This window comes from Streptomyces sp. NPDC097129 (assembly GCF_055668065.1).
In genome coordinates, this window is the sequence record NZ_JBVOQE010000027.1 from 12,407 (window position 1) to 28,785 (window position 16,379).

Genomic DNA, 16,379 nt, shown 5'->3' on the forward strand with positions numbered 1-16,379 from the left:
CAGCCCCGCTCTACCCGCAGGAGCATCGTGGCAACTGGCCGAACTCACCGACCGGCGACCCGCAGCCGAGGGATTCCCGAGGCCACCGTCGCCAGGCTTCCGCTGTACCTCCGGGCGCTGACCGCACTGTCGGAGCGCTCGGTCCCCACGGTTTCATCCGAGGAACTGGCGGCCGCCGCCGGGGTCAACTCCGCGAAGCTGCGCAAGGACTTCTCCTACCTGGGTTCCTACGGCACCAGGGGAGTCGGGTACGACGTCGAGTACCTCGTGTACCAGATCTCCCGCGAGCTGGGCCTGACCCAGGACTGGCCCGTGGTCATCGTCGGTATCGGTAACCTCGGCGCCGCCCTCGCCAACTACGGCGGTTTCGCCTCCCGCGGCTTCCGGGTCGCGGCGCTCATCGACGCCGACCCCGCGATGGCCGGCAAGCCCGTCGCCGGCATCCCGGTGCAGCACACCGACGACCTGGAGAAGATCATCCAGGACAACGGCGTCTCCATCGGCGTGATCGCGACCCCCGCCGGCGCCGCCCAGCAGGTCTGCGAGCGGCTGGTGGCCGCCGGGGTGACGTCGATCCTGAACTTCGCGCCGACCGTGCTGAGCGTCCCGGACGGCGTCGACGTGCGCAAGGTCGACCTCTCCATCGAGCTGCAGATCCTCGCCTTCCACGAGCAGCGCAAGGCCGGTGAGGAGGCCGCGGCCGAGGCCGCCGTGCCCACCACCACCTCGGACGCGGTGCCCGCCACGACGAAGGACGTGGGCGCCCCCGCCAACACGAGCGCCGCGCCCGCCGCCAAGGCGACGCGCGCAGCGGCCCGCCGCGCCGGCTCCGCCGACCAGGGACCCGACGGGGACGTGCCCGCCGTGATGCCGGCATGAGTCTCCTCGTCGTCGGGCTGAGTCACCGCAGCGCCCCGGTCAGCGTGCTGGAGCGGGCCGCGCTGAACGCGGACGACCAGAACAAGCTGCTGCAGGACACGGTCGCCGCCGAACCGGCCACCGAGGCCGCCCTGCTGGCCACCTGCAACCGCATCGAGCTGTACGCCGACGTGGACAAGTTCCACGCCGGTGTCGCCGAGCTGTCCACGCTGCTGGCCCAGCACAGCGGGGTCGGCCTGGACGAGCTCACTCCCTATCTGTATGTGCACTACGAGGACCGGGCGGTCCACCACCTGTTCTCGGTGGCCTGCGGCCTGGACTCGATGGTCGTCGGCGAGGGCCAGATCCTCGGCCAGATCAAGGACGCGCTCGCCCGGGCGCAGGAGCTGCACACCGCGGGCAAGCTGCTGAACGACCTGTTCCAGCAGGCCCTCCGGGTCGGCAAGCGCGCCCACTCCGAGACCGGCATCGACCGGGCCGGGCAGTCGCTGGTCACCTTCGGCCTGGAGCAGCTGGCGCAGGGCGCGGACGTCGCCGCGTGGGCCGCGGGCCGCAGGGCGCTGGTGATCGGCGCGGGCTCGATGTCGTCGCTGGCCGCGGCGACGCTCGCGCGGGCCGGGGTCGCCGAGATCGTCGTCGCCAACCGCACCTTCGAGCGCGCCGAGCGCCTCGCCGAGATCCTCACCGACGGCGACGACACGGACGTGGCGGCCCGCGCGGTACGGATGGACGCCGTACCGGCCGAGCTGACACGTGCCGACATCGCCGTCTCGTGTACCGGGGCGACGGGGCTCGTCCTGACGGCGGAGTCGGTCACGGCGGCGCTGGAGGACCGTACGGGCGCCCCCGTCGCCGTCACCGAGACCGCGCCCCGCGCGCTGCCGGCCACCTCGGCCGGGACCGAGGACGGCTGCCCGCTGGACCTGTCCGCCGTGCAGCCGGGCTTCTCCGTCGCCGGGGACGCGGCCGTGGCCGGGATGGACGCGGCGACGCTGGAGCAGCACGCGGCCTGGGTCGACAAGGGCACGGTCGTCGAGCGCCGCGAGGACGCCCGCCGCAGCCCCGAGGCCGACGCCGAGCTGATCGGCGCGCTGGCCGCCACCGCGAAGACCGTCGGCCGGATCCCGGAGCGGCGCAGGCCGGAGCCGGTCGCGGAGATCCCGCGGCCGCGGCCCTCGCTGTTCCTGCTCGACCTGGCGATGCCCCGTGACATCGACGCGGCCGTGCACCGGCTGGCCGGTGTGCGGCTGGTGGACATCGAGTCCCTGGCCGAGGCGTCCGCGGACGCCCCCATGGCGGCGGACGTCGACCAGGTGCGCCGGATCGTCTCCGACGAGGTCGCCGCGTTCGGCGCCGCCCAGCGGGCCGCGCACATCACGCCGACCGTGGTCGCGCTGCGCACCATGGCCGCCGACGTGGTGGCGAACGAGATGACGCGGCTGGAGGGCCGGCTGCCCGGCCTGGACGACAAGCACCGCGCCGAGATCACGCAGACCGTCAAGCGAGTGGTCGACAAGCTGCTGCACGCGCCGACGGTGCGGGTCAAGCAGCTCGCGGCCGAACCCGGCGGCGCCGGGTACGCGGACGCGTTGCGCACCCTGTTCGACCTCGACCCCGAGGCGGTCGCCGCCGTCTCCCGCGCCGAGGACAGCACCGAGAAGAACGCCAAGAACCGAGGGCCGGCATGAGTACGAAGGCTTTGAGACTGGGCACCAGGCGCAGCAGACTCGCCATGGCCCAGTCCGGGCAGGTGGCGGAGGCCGTGCGCCAGGTGACCGGGCGGCCGGTGGAGCTGGTGGAGATCACGACCTACGGTGACGTCTCCCGCGCGCACCTGGCGCAGATCGGCGGCACGGGCGTGTTCGTCACCGCGCTGCGCGACGCGCTGATCGGCGGGGAGGTCGACTTCGCGGTTCATTCGCTGAAGGACCTGCCCACCGCGCAGCCCGAGGAGCTGGTCCTGGCCGCCGTACCGGTGCGCGAGGACCCGCGTGACGTGATCGTCGCCCGGGACGCGCTGAAGTTCACGGACCTCCCCCGGGGGGCGCGCATCGGCACGGGTTCGCCGCGCCGCATGGCGCAGCTGAACGCGTACGCGCGCAGCCACGCCCTGGACATCGAGACGGTCCCGATACGCGGGAACGTCGACACCCGCATCGGGTACGTCCGGGACGGCGAGCTGGACGCCGTCGTGCTGGCCGCCGCCGGACTGAACCGGCTCGGCCGCAGCGACGAGGTGACCGACTTCCTGTCGGTCGACACGGTTTTGCCCGCCCCCGGCCAGGGGGCACTGGCGATCGAATGCGCCGCGGACAACGCGTCGCTGATCGCCGCGCTCGCCGAACTCGACGACCCGTTCACGCGGGCCGCCGTGTCGGCCGAGCGCTCACTGCTCGCCGCCCTGGAGGCCGGTTGCAGCGCCCCGGTGGGCGCGTTGGCCGACCTCCTGGCCGACGGGCAGATTGTCAAGGAAATGCGCCTGCGCGGCGTCGTCGGCACCACCGACGGCACCCGCATGGTGCAGCTGTCCACCACCGGTCCCGTGCCCGAGACGGACGAGGGCGCCGCGGCGCTCGGCCGTGAACTCGCCGCCGAGATGCTCGCCCAGGGTGCGGCCGGTCTGATGGGGGAGCGAGCACAGTGAGCCCCACCACTCTTCCCGCCGGTCCTGAACACGGGCACGTCACCTTCCTGGGTGCCGGACCCGGAGATCCGGGACTGCTGACTCTGCGCGCCGTCGAGGCGCTGGCCAACGCGGACGTCCTCGTCGCCGAGCACGAGGTGCTCGACGTCGTGCGCACGCACGCCCGGCAGGGCGTCAGCGTCGTGCCGACGGACACGGGTCCCTTCTCGGACCTGAATCCGGGCACGGGCACGCCCCGGCCGGCGGTCGTTGACGGGGCGTCAACAACCGCTGGAATTCCCGCACTGCGGGATGCCGCACATCTTGTCATGGAGGCCGCGCGGGGCGGCAGGCGGGTCGTGCGTGCGGTGTCCGGCGATCCCGGCCTGGACAACTACGCCGCCGAGGAGATGCTCGCCTGCGCCAAGGCCGGCGTCTCCTTCGAGGTGGTCCCGGGCGTCGCGACCGCGGTCGGCGTGCCCGCGTACGCCGGTGTGCCGCTGCGTGACGCCGAGGGCGCCGACGTGCGGTTCGTGGACGCCCGTACCGCCTCCGACCGGTGCTGGACCGAGGTGGGCGCCTCCGACGGCACGGTGGTCGTCTCCACCACGCTCGACTCGGTGGCCGCGGCCGCGGGCGAGCTGGTGTCGGCGGGCCGCAAGCCGGACACCCCGATGACGGTCACCGTCGCGGGGACGACGACGCGGCAGCGCACCTGGTCGGCGACGCTCGGCACGATCGCGCAGACGCTGAAGCAGGCGAAGGTGCTGCCCTCGCCGGACGGCGGCCGACCGGTGATAGCCGTGGTCGGAGACCGCAGCGCCCCCGCCCAGCGCGACCAGCTGGCGTGGTTCGAGTCCAAGCCGCTGTTCGGCTGGAAGGTGCTCGTGCCGCGCACGAAGGAGCAGGCGGCCTCGCTCTCCGACCAGCTGCGCTCCTACGGCGCCGTCCCGCACGAGGTGCCGACCATCGCGGTGGAGCCGCCGCGCACCCCGCAGCAGATGGAACGTGCCGTCAAGGGCCTGGTGACGGGCCGCTACGAGTGGATCGCCTTCACGTCGGTCAACGCGGTGCGGGCCGTGCGGGAGAAGTTCGAGGAGTACGGCCTTGACGCTCGGGCTTTTGCGGGTATCAAGGTGGCTGCGGTGGGCGAGCAGACGGCGAAGGCCCTCATCGCCTTCGGTGTGAAGCCGGACCTGGTGCCCTCGGGCGAGCAGTCCGCGGCCGGTCTGCTGGAGGACTGGCCCCCCTACGACCCGGTCTTCGACCCGATCGACCGTGTCTTCCTGCCCCGCGCCGACATCGCCACCGAGACCCTGGTGGCCGGGCTGATCGAGCTGGGCTGGGAGGTCGACGACGTCACCGCCTACCGCACGGTCCGCGCCTCGCCGCCGCCGGCGGACACCCGCGAGGCGATCAAGGGCGGCGGCTTCGACGCGGTCCTGTTCACGTCCTCGTCGACGGTGCGGAACCTGGTCGGCATCGCGGGCAAGCCGCACAACGTGACGGTGATCGCCTGCATCGGGCCGGCGACGGCGAAGACGGCCGAGGAACACGGGCTGCGGGTCGACGTCATGGCTCCCGAGCCGTCCGTGCACAAGCTGGCGGAGGCGCTGGCCGACTTCGGCACCAAGCGCCGGCTGGCGGCGCTGGAGGCCGGCGACCCGGTCACCCGGCCGAGCGAACGGCGTCCGGGTGCGCGCAGGCGCCGCGCGGCGACGTGAGGTGACATGAGGTGAGTGGCAGGGCGTCCCTTCGGGGGCGCCCTGCGGCGTTCGCGGGAGCGGCGGGTCAGGCGGCCCGGGGTGTCACCGCGTGTCCGAAGCGCAGGAGATTCGCCGGGTCGTGGGTCTGCTTGGCGCGGCGCAGGCGGTCGTAGGTGTCCGGGCTCCAGGCGCGGGCGCGGTCGGTGTCGTCGCCCGGGGCGCCGTGCAGGTTGACCATGGTGCGGCCGGTGCCGTGCGGGGCCAGGGCGGCGTACAGGGCGACGGTGGCCGACTCGACCGCCGCGGCGAGCTCCGCGTCGGCCGGGACACCGACCGACTCCAGCAGGAAACCGGCGTCCCGGGCGCACACCGCGTCCTCGACCGGGGCGGGACGGGACAGCGCGCCGCCCATGTGCCGGATCTCGATCATCAGGAGCGGGAAGTCGCGGTGGGCGGGGCCCGCCACGTCCACCAGCGCGCTCACCGCGTCCGGCGGCAGGTCCCTCAGCAGCGCGCAGCTCTCGCGGGCCGGCAGCGGGTCGCGCGGGTCCTCGTAGATACGGTCCAGTTCCGTGTACGGCATCTCCTCCACCGTGTCGAACAGGACCGGTGCGGCCGCGCGCAGCGGTGCGAGAAGCTTCTCGCCGTCCTCCGGGGCTCCGCTGTACACCACGGCGACGCGGGCGAAGAAGCCGCCGCGCATCGGCTCCGGGACGAACGGCAGCGGCGGCAGGCGCAGCAGGCTGAACGCCGTGCACATCTCCGGCGGCGCGGAGCGGGTCCACTCGGCCCAGGTGCGCAGCAGGGGCTCGGTGTCCTCGCCGGAGCAGTAGATGCCGCCGCCGAGCAGGCGGGCGACGGGGATCAGCTCGCTCGTCAGGGACGTCACCACTCCGACGTTGCCCTTGCCGCCGCGCAGCGCCCAGAACAGGTCGGTGTCGTGCTCGGCATCGGCGGTGTGCGGGACGCCGTCCGGGGTGACGACGTCGAAGGAGCGCACCAGGTCGCTGGCGAAACCGTAGGGGCGGCCGAGGATGGGCAGGCCGCCGCCCAGGACGAAGCCGACGACGCCGACGTCCGTGGAGGAGCCGCTCAGTGCGGCCAGCCCGTGCGGGGCGGCGGCCTGAAGCAGGTCCCGCCACTTGGCTCCGGCGGCGACCTTCGCGGTGCGGGTGGCCGGGTCGACGGCCACCTCCGTCATCCGCCGTGTGGTGATCAACAGGCCGTCGGGTACGGAGAAGTTGGCGCCGTGGCCCGTGGCCTGCACGGCGACGGGGGTGCCGGTGGCGGACGCCCAGCGCAGGGCCGTGGCGATGTCGCCGGGGTCCGCGGCGCCGACGACGACGTCGGGGGTGTGGCGGGCGGCCAGGTTGAAGCCGGTGACCTCTTCGGCGTAGTCCGGGTCGCCGGGGCGGAGCACCGGTCCGCGCAGACCTGTCAGGTCGGGGGTGGGGTGGGTGGTGGTCATCGCGTCCTCCGCGCGGCTGCGGGACGGAGGGACGGCGGCGGCCGGGGCGGGGCCGCCGGGTCCTTCTCTATCTCCCAGCATGTGCGTGCGCCGTGCGGGGCGCATGTGCTGGCGGGTCGGCGTCGCGTCAGGCGGTGAGGAAGTCCCCCAGCGCGGCCGCCAGGTCCGCCGGGGCCTGTTCGGCCATGTGGTGGCCGGAGTCGATGCCGTGGCCGCGGACGTCCGTCGCCCACTGGCGCCAGATCCGCAGCGGGTCGCCGTACAGCTGCTCCAGGTCGTCGCGGAGGGACCACAGGATCAGTGCGGGGCAGCGGACGCGGGTGCCGGCGGCGCGGTCCTCCTCCTCGTGGCGGCGGTCGACGGTGAGGCCGGCCCGGTAGTCCTCCAGCATCGCGCGCACCACCTCCGGGTTGCGGGTGGCCTCCCGGAACTCGTCGTGGTTCTCCTGCCCCATCACCTGCGGATCGCCCCGGTACCAGCTGTCCGGGTCGGCGTTGATGACCCGTTCCGGGGTGTCCGGCTGGGCGAAGAAGAACCAGTGCCACCACTGGGTGGCGAACTCCGGTGTGATGCGCGCCAGATGCTCGCTGATCGGCAGGCAGTCGATCAGCGCCACCCGCTCCACCGCCCGCGGGTGGTCCAGCACCAGACGGAACGCGACTGCGGCCCCGCGGTCGTGCCCGGCCAGCGCGAACCGCTCGTGGCCCAGCGCGCGCATCACCGCGACCACGTCCGACGCCACGACCCGCTTGGAGTGGCCCTCGTGATCCGGCGTCGGGGCCGGACCACGGGAGCGGCCGTAGCCCCGCAGGTCGGGGCAGACGACGGTGAAGCCGCGCGCCACCAGCAGCGGGGCGACCCGGTGCCATGTCGCGGAGGTGCGGGGGTGTCCGTGCAGGAGCACCACCGGCGGGCCCTCGCCGCCGTACCGGACGAAGGCGGACCCCTCGTCGGTCCGCACGTGCCTGGTCTCGAAGCCCTCGAACACGCTCGCGCGCCTCCCGCCCGTACCGATGTCCCCGGGGGACCCGCGTCCTCGTGCGTGTGCGGGCGGCCCAGCGTTGCGTGTGCCCCGCGCGGCACCGCCGACACCGTTCGGGGCGGCCGGCGGGTGCCTGAGTGGCCGACTGGGCGTCGGCAAAGGCATCGCCCGGGCGGGCGTAGCGTAGGCGGTATGTCGAAGTACGGATCTTTTCCCGGTTCTCGGCCCCGGCGGCTTCGCAGTACGCCCGTCATGCGGCGGATGGTCGCCGAGACGCGGCTGCACCCCGCTGATCTGATCCTGCCCGCGTTCGTGCGGGAGGGCGTGAGCGAGCCGGTGGCGATCGGGGCGATGCCGGGGGTCGTGCAGCACACCCGGGACAGCCTGAAGAAGGCCGCCGCGGAGGCCGTGGAGGCCGGAGTGTCCGGGATCATGCTCTTCGGTGTGCCGCAGGACGAGAACAAGGACGCCGTCGGCAGCGCGGGCACCGACCCGGACGGCATTCTGCAGGTCGCCCTGCGCGACGTGCGGGCCGAGGTCGGCGACGAGCTGCTCGTCATGTCAGACCTGTGTCTCGACGAGTTCACCGACCACGGACACTGCGGCGTGCTCGACGAGCAGGGCCGCGTCGACAACGACGCCACCCTGGAGCGGTACGCCGAGATGGCCCAGGTGCAGGCGGACGCCGGCGCCCATGTCGTCGGCCCGAGCGGGATGATGGACGGGCAGATCGGCGTCGTCCGCGACGCGCTCGACCAGATCGGCCGCGAGGACGTCGCGATCCTCGCCTACACCGCCAAGTACTCCTCCGCCTTCTACGGCCCCTTCCGCGAGGCCGTCGCCTCCTCGCTGCAGGGCGACCGCAAGACCTACCAGCAGGACCCCGCCAACTGGCGCGAGTCACTGCGCGAACTCGCCCTCGACGTCGAAGAGGGCGCCGACATGGTGATGGTCAAGCCGGCCGGACCGTACCTGGACATCGTGGCCCGGGTCGCGGACGCCGTGGACGTGCCGGTCGCCGCGTACCAGATCTCCGGTGAGTACGCGATGGTCGAGGCCGCCGCCGAGAAGGGCTGGATCGACAGGGACCGGGCGATCTTCGAGACCCTCACCGGGATCAAGCGGGCGGGCGCGCGGAACATCCTCACCTACTGGGCCACCGAGGTCGCGCAGAAGCTGCGCTGAACCACTCCCGGCGACGGGGCCGGCAACCCCGGCGCGGCGGACGGCGCCCCCAGCGCGCGGGACGACGGCCCCTCGTCGCGCAGGCCCTCGCCGTCCCGGCAGCCCGCCAGGGCGCCGGCCGCGAGGACCGCGAGGGCCGCGGCGGCGGCGAGCCGTCGCCGGCGTGCGGGCAGGGTGCGGGTCCGGTGTCGTACGGGCATGACGTCACCCTCACCGCTCGCCCGTCCCGCACGCCACAGCCACCCGCGAACGTGGGACGCCGGGACGGCCGAACCGGCTCTGGGCTGCGGATACGTCATCCCAGTGGGACGCGGTCCGGGACGCGCTGTCACCAGTCGAGGGCCGTGTCCAGGGCCGCCTGCCAGTACGTCACGGTCAGGCTGTCGTCGACGTACACGCCCTTGGCGGGCAGGGACACCGTGGCGATCGAACCGTCGTCGAAGGGGACCGTCAGGGTGTGCACGGTGTGGCCGTGCTCGGCGCTGCCGTCGCCGGCGGACAGCCGCGCGCCCGCGTAGCCGGACTCGCCCGGGGCCAGACCGGTCAGCGACTGCGGCTTCGTCTCCTCCGCGACCGGCGGCACGGACTGCGCCTCGCCGAAGCGGGCCGGCGGGTACGGGGGCAGCAGGCAGGTCTTCCTGCCGGTGTTCTTCGCGGTCAGCAGCAGATGGTTGACGGGGCGGGTCACCTCGGTGGCGGTGATCCGGACGCTGGTGGCGGAGCACTTGCCGGGACGGCCGGAGTCCTGCCCGGACCCGGCGCCCGCGGAACCGCCAGTGCCCTTCGAGCCGCCGGAACCCTTTGAGCCGCCGGAACCCTTCGAGGCGCCGGACGCCTGCGCGCCGCCGCTCGTCTTCGCGCCGCCGCCGGACGCGCCGCCCGAGCCGTGCGTGCCGCCCGCGTTCGTCGAGCCGCCCGAGTCCGTGGAGCCGCCGGAGCCGGTCGGGGCCGCCGGGCTCGTGGAGTCGCCGGCGCCGCCGGTACCGGTGGAGGCCGTCGTGGCCGGGGCGCCCGACGCGGACGGGGCGGGGCGCTCGGCGCCGGTGTCCGACGTTCCGCCCTCGCACGCCGTCAGCGTGAGAGCGGCCAGCGCGAGCGTGGTGGCGGCGATGAGACGGGTGCGGTTGCTGCGATGGGGCATGGGTGACTCCCGGTCAGAATCGAGCGTGAAAGGCGAGGAAAGCGCGCCGCCGGGTGTCGTCATCGGCGGCGTGCTTGGATGACCGACAGCTTGCGGCGGCGCCCGTCCCAGTCGCCAACAGCCACGGGGGATACGGAACAATGGGATGACTGAACGGTTCTGACCTGGGGGAACGTCGTCCGTCTGGAACGCCGTTCCGGGACGCCGGAGGGGGAGAGACAGTGGCGGGGGGCGACTTCGCGGACTTGCTGCGGGAGCTGAAGGAGCGGTCGGGGCTCAGTTACGGGGCGCTCGCCAAGCGGCTGCACATGAGCACGTCCACGCTGCACCGGTACGTCAACGGGGACGTCGTGCCGGTGGACTACGCGCCCGTGGAACGCCTGGCCCGCGTCTGCCGGGCCACCCCCGAGGAACTGCTGGAACTGCACCGCCGCTGGGTCCGCGCGGACGCGCTGCGCGGGGTGAAGGCCGCGCAGGCGCAGGAGCAGGCCGAGGAGCCCGTCGAGCCGTCGCCCACCGAGGCCGCCTCCGCGGACAGTCCCGCTGCCGAACCACCGCCCGCCCGGCCCCGCCGGCGCCGTACCGCCGTCCTCGCGGGGGCCGGTGTCGCCGGTGTCGCCGCCGCGGTGGCCGTCGCGGTGAGCCTGGTGCCCGGGCAGCCCGACGGGCAGCCGGCCACCGGGGAGCGGGCGGCCGGTGCAAGTGTGTCCGGCGTCAAGTCGCCGACGGCGTCGGCCCGTTCCGCCGCACCGAGCCGCAGCGCCTCCGCTTCCCCCTCCTCCTCGGCGTCCCCGTCCCCGCGCACCGGCTCCCCGTCCCCGAACCGCACCGCGACACCTCCCGGCGGCGCTCCGGCGGACACCGGTCCGGCGGCCGTCACCGTCGCCACCACGCCGTACTACTGGGACGTGCCCTGCGAGCAGGACTTCCTGGTGGACCGCAGTCCGGGCAACGTGCTGCAACCGCCCTCACAGCAGGACGCGGAGGGGTGGTCCGTGGCCCTCGGCGCGGTGGCCGCCGACCACCAGACCGTCACACTGACCGTGCAGGGCACCGGCGCGCGGACGGTCGTGCTGCAGGCGCTGCATGTGCGCGTGGTGCGCAGTGAGGCACCGCTGACCTGGAACAAGTACGCGATGGGCAACGGCTGCGGAGGGGGCGTGGAGACCAAGTCCTTCGATGTGTCGCTGGACCTGCCCAACCCGCTCGCGATGCCGGTCGCCGGGCAGCGGAACTTCCCGTACAAGGTGAGCGAGTCCGACCCCGAGGTCTTCTACGTCAACGCGCACACCAGCGGGCACGACGTCAGCTGGTACCTGGAGCTGGAGTGGTCCAGCGGCACCCGGCACGGCACGGTGCGGGTCGACAACCACGGCAGGCCGTTCCGCACGAGCGGGTCACAGCGGCCGTACTACGTCTACCCGTTGGGCGGCCGGGGCTGGGAGCGGGTCGAGGAGGGCTGAGCGTCCGTATGGCGAAAGGGCCGGTGTAGACGGCACACATCTCTCTACGCTGCGACCCCATGAGGCAACCGCAGCCCGAAGGAGCCGTGTCATGACCGTCGAAGCCCCCGCCCCGACCGCGCCCGTTCCCCCGCTCGCCCTGCGTACGTCGGCGATCGGCGGCTCGCCGGTACGCGACATCCTCGCCGTGACCGGCCGTCCCGAGGTGATCAACTTCGCGGGCGGGCTGCCGGCCCCGGAGCTGTTCGACCGTGCCGGCATCGCGGCCGCCTTCCGCTCGGTGCTCGAGGACAGCCCGGCGCGGGCCCTTCAGTACGCCACGACCGAGGGCGAGCCGGTGCTGCGCGAGGCGCTGGCCACGCGGATCACCGGGCGTGGACTGGCGACGGACGCCGACGACCTGCTGATCACCACCGGCTCCCAGCAGGCACTGTCCCTGCTGGCCACCGCGCTGGTCGACCCGGGGGACACCGTGCTGGTGGAGAACCCCTGTTACCTCGCCGCCCTCCAGGTCTTCGGACTGGCCGGCGCCCGCGTCGTCGCCGTCCCCGGCGACGAACACGGCCCCGATCCGCTGGCGCTGGAGGAACTGGTGCGCCGGGAGCGGCCGAAGCTGCTCTACACCGTGCCCACCTTCCAGAATCCCACCGGCCGCACCATGCCCGCCGGCCGCCGGTCCGCGCTCGCCGCCGTCGCCGCGCGGAGCGGCCTGTGGATCGTCGAGGACGACCCGTACGGGGAGCTGCGCTACGACGGAGAGCCCGTGCCCTGGATCGCCGCGCACGCCGGTGCACGGGACCGGACGGTGCTGCTCGGTTCCTTCTCCAAGGTGATGGCGCCGGGGCTGCGGCTGGGCTGGCTGCGCGCACCGCAGGAGCTGCGCCGCGCCTGCGTGGTCGCCAAGCAGGCCGCCGACCTGCACACCCCGACCGTCAACCAGCTCGCCGCGGCCCGCTATCTCGACGTGCTCGACGCGCATGTGGCCACGGTGCGGGACGTCTACCGGGAGCGCCGGGACGCGATGCTCGCCGGACTGCCGGACGCGCTGCCGTCCGGCTCGACGTGGACCCGGCCCGAGGGCGGGATGTTCCTGTGGGCGCGGCTGCCGCAGTCGTACGACACGACGGCGCTGCTGCGGCAGGTCGTGCGGCACGACGTGGCCTATGTGCCCGGCGCGCCCTTCTTCGCGGCCGCACCGGACCCGCGGACGCTGCGGCTGTGTTTCGTGACGCAGACGCCCGAGGAGACAGGGGAGGGACTGCGCAGGCTGGCGGTCGGGCTCGCGGATCGATGAGCCGGGAAAGGCCGGGCCCCGGCCGCCCGTTGAGGGGGTGGCCGGGGCCCGGGGGTTGGTGCGCGTGGATCAGCCGAAGGCCTTGACCGTGTTCCAGTTGACGGTCAGCACTATGCGTACGGCTGCGCCCGTGTCGGTGCGGGAGGGGTGGTAGATCCGGGTGTAGCCGTCGGAGGTGAAGCGGGCCCAGATGTCGGGGATGCCGTCGTTGTTGACGTCGGGGATGCCGATGGCGGTGGGCACGTTGGCTTCGCTCCAGTTGGCGCCGTAGGTCTCGTCCTTGCCGGTGAGGGAGTTGGCGGCCAGTTTGAGGGATTCCAGGTCGACGCTGCCGGCGATCGTGCCGGGTTTGCCCTGGCGGTCGTACATGCTGCCGGTGTCGAGGTTGCGCCACAGCAGGTCGGGGGTGTTGTCGCCGTTGATGTCGGCGACGTTGACGATCTCGCGGCGGGCCCAGGCGTCGGCGTTCATCTGGGTGGCGGTCTGGAAGGTGGCGCCGGTGTAGCCGGACAGCGTCCAGAACTCGGCTCCGGCGCGCAGCACCAGGTCGGGCAGCTTGTCGCCGGTGATGTCGCCGACGGCCTTGATCTGTGTCCAGGTGGAGGGCGCCGGGGCGTTGGCGGGGAGGCGGACTTCGAGGCGCTGGGTGACGTCGAAGCTGCCGTAGCCGTCGCCGGGGTAGAGCCAGAAGTGGCCGTCGGGGGAGACGGAGAACAGGTCGGTGGAGCCGTCGCCGGGGTAGGTGTCCTGGTAGTGGGTGATCAGGGCGGCCTTGCCGGTGGCGGGGTCGAACCAGTGGCCGGCCGGGTCGGGCTTCTTGTCGGCGTCGTAGGAGCCGATGAGGCAGTTGTAGAGGTCGCCGTCCGGGCCGCCGACGCAGTTGCGCAGGTTGCCGTCGGCGTTGACGATGATCAGGTCGGGCAGGGCGTCACCGGTGGCGTCCATCGGGCCGTCGGCCTTGTCCCGGGGCGGCACGAAGAACGAGTAGTCGGTGCGCTTGCTGGCGTTGCCGGAGGCGTCGTACGCGTACACCTGGAGCGTGTTGGGGCCCGCGTGGGCGGGTGCCAGCGCGCTGACGGTGGCGGTGTCGTTGGCGGCGGTCACGTCGACGGGGTTGTTGCCCTCGATGGACCAGCGGAACTTGGCCGCGCCGGGGGAGGTGAAGGTGACCGCGCCGGTGCCGCCGAACTTGACCGTGGACCAGGTCTGTCCGTCCGGGGTGGCCTCGGGGAAGACGGTGCTGTCGACGGTGGGCTGCGGCGGGGCGCTGGCGTCGACGTTGAGCCGGCACGGGTCGGTGCCCGGCGGGAAGTACGACGAGACCAGGCCGCCGGAGTCCTCCGCGCGCACGTCCCACGAGTAGGTGGCCTTGTCCTCCAGCGGGAAGGTCGCCGGGATGGTCAGGGTGGCGGTGCCGGAGGAGTTCGGGGTGACCAGGGTGCCGGACGGGACCGTGCCGCCGGTCTTCCAGAAGCGGAAGCGCAGCTTGCTCAGGTTGCCGTCAGGGTCCTTGGCGTTGGCCGACAGCACGATGTTGGTCTTGCCGACCGTGGGGCCGGAGCCGCCGACGGAGCAGGTGCCGCCGGGCGTGGTCTTGCCGCCGGTGGGCTCGGAGGGCGGCCGGTTGTAGACGACCTCCATGGTGGCCGAGGTGGCCTTGAACTTGCGCCAGGTCTGCACGTCGGACTCGCTGGTGGCGCGGATGCCGAAGGTGATGTTCGACCAGCCGCCGTCGGCGCCCTTCTGGGCGGCGTCCTTGACGTTGAAGGACTCGTAGTCGTCGGGGCAGGAGGTCGAGGACCAGCCGTGCGCGAACGACTTCTTCTCCTGCACGGTGGACCAGCTCGGCTGCTTGTTCCACGTCGTGCCGGAGGAGATGGCCCCGGTGATGGCGAACTGGAACTCACGCGTGGTGCAGGACCAGGAGTGGTTGTTGAGCACCTTGAAGCTCGCCGAGGAGATCGTCGCGCCCTTGAGACTGGTGCTGTAGTTCATCCGCCAGAAGGAGCGGGCGGTGCCACCCGTCTCACTCTCGTAGCCGACGCGGGCGTCGGAGGTGCCGGAGGAGAAGTTGGTGCCGTTCCAGAAGCTGGAGTTGGGATACGGCTTGTAGGCGACGGTCCAGGCCAGCCAGCCGCTGTTCAGGGTGGGGTCGACGAAGACCGGGTAGTGCGTGTCCGCCTTCGTGAACAGGCCCGTTCGGGTGGCGTTCAGGTCGAGCCCGGTCGTGCCGGTGCCGTCGCCCTTGAGGTCGACAGGCATGGGGGCGCTGTGGGCGCCGGGCTCGATGCCGCTCAGGCCGGACAGCTTGAGTACGTCGGCGGGGGTGGCGGTCGAGGTGTGCGGGGTGCCCTTGCCCTCGTCGAGTTCGGGGTCGCGGCCGTTGGAGTCCCAGGCGAACGGGGTGGGGACGGAGCCGAGTTCCTTGCCGGACTTGTCCTGGACGAGGATGCGGCCGGTGGCGGTGTCGTGGTGGAAGACGGCGGTGTCCGAGCGCAGGCCGTAGGCGACGGTCGCGAGGGCCTTGGACTGGGCGGCTTCCTTGTTCTTGACGATCAGCAGCTGGGCGAAGCCGCCCTCTTCGCGGGCGACCAGGAGCAGGTCGACGCCGGGCAGGACTTCGGAGTACAGGGCGCGGGGGCCGTCGAGGACGGGCTCGGGCAGGGCGCCGGGCCAGGTGTAGGCGACGGTGTGGCCGGCGATGTCGACCTCGGCCAGCACGGTGTCCTGCGCTTCGGCCAGCGGCGCGCGGGCGAAGGAGCGGTCCGCGTGGGCGGCCTTGGTGCCGCTGGAGAAGCGGATCGGCTGGGCGGCGTTGACGGGCTGGACACCCAGGTTGCGCGGCGCGTTCTTCACCCGGCGCAAACGGTTGTCGATCGGCGCCCATGTGCCCGACGCCGTCTTCGCCCGGGTGGGCGTGGCGGTCATCCGGGTGCGCAGCTTGCCGTCGGGGAGGGCCCACGTCTGCGAGGTCGCGGTGGTCGCGGTGTCGATCAGGACCTGCTTGCGGGTGCGCTTGGCCTCGGCCTGGGCGGCCTTCTCGTCACGCGGCCCGGTCGAGGCCGGCCGCGCGTCGGTGGCCTTGCTGGCTTGTGGTGGCGGGGCTTCGTCGGGTTGCCACCAGGGCAACAGGGCTGCGGTCAGGGCGGCCAGGACAAGGCCGAGGGTGACAGCCAGCCTGGTGCGCGTGCGCACGAAGGGGCTGAGAAAACGATGCGGCGCGGACACGGCGGCGATCTACTCCCGTGTGGACCAAGCGGATACGGACAGCACGAACGGCCCCGGTCGGCAGGCCGCGGGGCAAGGTCGCGCACACGATCACATGTTCGGCACAGCCAGTCCATGTATGAAGTATTTATGAAGTTGTGACGATCGGTTGAGCAGTGCGTGACTCCGCCTTGACCTTGCCTCAAGTGCGGCTTTTGATCACCTGAAGTGGGGGCATAGGGGCGAGACATCATGATCTTGTCGACTTATCCATGAAGGTGACGATCGGTCAACTCTCGTCCGGTGACGCAGATCACTTCGAGTGCGGGAACCTTCGCGAATCGATGTTGAAGGGTGTGGGGGTCATGACAGAGGGTGCGGATTCCATCTGTCGTTTTTCTCGCATGCTTTGGTGGGGTCGACGCGTATGC

12 protein-coding genes are annotated in these 16,379 nt (G+C 72.7%); 7 read left to right on the forward strand and 5 right to left on the reverse strand.

What is annotated here, in order from left to right; genetic code table 11:
• The first annotated feature begins 27 nt into the window (after positions 1-27).
• From AC0B9F_RS37365 to AC0B9F_RS37380, 4 genes are read left to right on the forward strand one after another with little or no spacing between them, the layout of a single operon-like run.
• Positions 28-879 (forward strand): redox-sensing transcriptional repressor Rex, encoded by an 852-nt coding sequence (locus tag AC0B9F_RS37365; protein ID WP_472010219.1) that lies wholly within the window; start codon positions 28-30, stop codon positions 877-879.
• A complete protein-coding gene (locus AC0B9F_RS37370) occupies positions 876-2,567 on the forward strand; it encodes a glutamyl-tRNA reductase (RefSeq protein ID WP_472010221.1) in 1,692 nt (563 codons plus the stop codon). Before AC0B9F_RS37365 ends, AC0B9F_RS37370 begins: the two co-directional genes overlap by 4 nt.
• The gene (gene hemC / locus AC0B9F_RS37375) at positions 2,564-3,523 is read left to right on the forward strand and encodes a hydroxymethylbilane synthase (RefSeq protein WP_472010223.1); all 960 of its coding nucleotides are present in this window, start codon (positions 2,564-2,566) and stop codon (positions 3,521-3,523) included. Before AC0B9F_RS37370 ends, hemC begins: the two co-directional genes overlap by 4 nt.
• On the forward strand, positions 3,520-5,226 hold the full coding sequence (locus tag AC0B9F_RS37380) for a bifunctional uroporphyrinogen-III C-methyltransferase/uroporphyrinogen-III synthase (protein WP_472010225.1): 1,707 nt from the start codon (positions 3,520-3,522) through the stop codon (positions 5,224-5,226). Before hemC ends, AC0B9F_RS37380 begins: the two co-directional genes overlap by 4 nt.
• Before the next feature lie 67 nt (positions 5,227-5,293).
• On the opposite strand, the gene AC0B9F_RS37385 is transcribed toward AC0B9F_RS37380, so the two are convergent.
• Complete coding sequence (locus tag AC0B9F_RS37385; protein WP_472010227.1) at positions 5,294-6,676, reverse strand: FAD-binding oxidoreductase; 1,383 nt, start codon at positions 6,674-6,676, stop codon at positions 5,294-5,296.
• A 127-nt stretch (positions 6,677-6,803) separates the two neighbouring features.
• Positions 6,804-7,664 carry an alpha/beta fold hydrolase gene (locus AC0B9F_RS37390; protein WP_472010229.1) on the reverse strand — a complete coding sequence of 287 codons (861 nt, stop codon included), beginning with the start codon at positions 7,662-7,664 and terminating at the stop codon, positions 6,804-6,806.
• Between the two features lie 186 nt (positions 7,665-7,850).
• Between AC0B9F_RS37390 and hemB the strand changes: the two genes are divergently transcribed.
• Positions 7,851-8,843 carry a porphobilinogen synthase gene (hemB, locus tag AC0B9F_RS37395; RefSeq protein WP_472010231.1) on the forward strand — a complete coding sequence of 331 codons (993 nt, stop codon included), beginning with the start codon at positions 7,851-7,853 and terminating at the stop codon, positions 8,841-8,843.
• On the opposite strand, the gene AC0B9F_RS37400 is transcribed toward hemB, so the two are convergent.
• Both AC0B9F_RS37400 and AC0B9F_RS37405 read right to left on the reverse strand, forming a co-directional pair.
• Entirely contained in the window at positions 8,807-9,043 is a 237-nt protein-coding gene (locus tag AC0B9F_RS37400; protein ID WP_472010233.1) for a hypothetical protein, read from the reverse strand. The genes hemB and AC0B9F_RS37400 overlap by 37 nt on opposite strands.
• Before the next feature lie 128 nt (positions 9,044-9,171).
• On the reverse strand, positions 9,172-9,984 hold the full coding sequence (locus tag AC0B9F_RS37405; protein ID WP_472010235.1) for a DUF4232 domain-containing protein: 813 nt from the start codon (positions 9,982-9,984) through the stop codon (positions 9,172-9,174).
• Between the two features lie 221 nt (positions 9,985-10,205).
• Here AC0B9F_RS37405 and AC0B9F_RS37410 point away from each other — a divergent pair, with 221 nt between their 5' ends.
• The gene (locus tag AC0B9F_RS37410; protein WP_472010237.1) at positions 10,206-11,447 is read left to right on the forward strand and encodes a helix-turn-helix domain-containing protein; all 1,242 of its coding nucleotides are present in this window, start codon (positions 10,206-10,208) and stop codon (positions 11,445-11,447) included.
• 91 nt (positions 11,448-11,538) lie between these two features.
• The gene (locus tag AC0B9F_RS37415; protein ID WP_472010239.1) at positions 11,539-12,741 is read left to right on the forward strand and encodes an aminotransferase-like domain-containing protein; all 1,203 of its coding nucleotides are present in this window, start codon (positions 11,539-11,541) and stop codon (positions 12,739-12,741) included.
• 69 nt (positions 12,742-12,810) lie between these two features.
• Here AC0B9F_RS37415 and AC0B9F_RS37420 read toward each other — a convergent pair whose 3' ends face one another.
• Entirely contained in the window at positions 12,811-15,969 is a 3,159-nt protein-coding gene (locus AC0B9F_RS37420; RefSeq protein WP_472010240.1) for a DNRLRE domain-containing protein, read from the reverse strand.
• Positions 15,970-16,379: the final 410 nt, after the last annotated feature.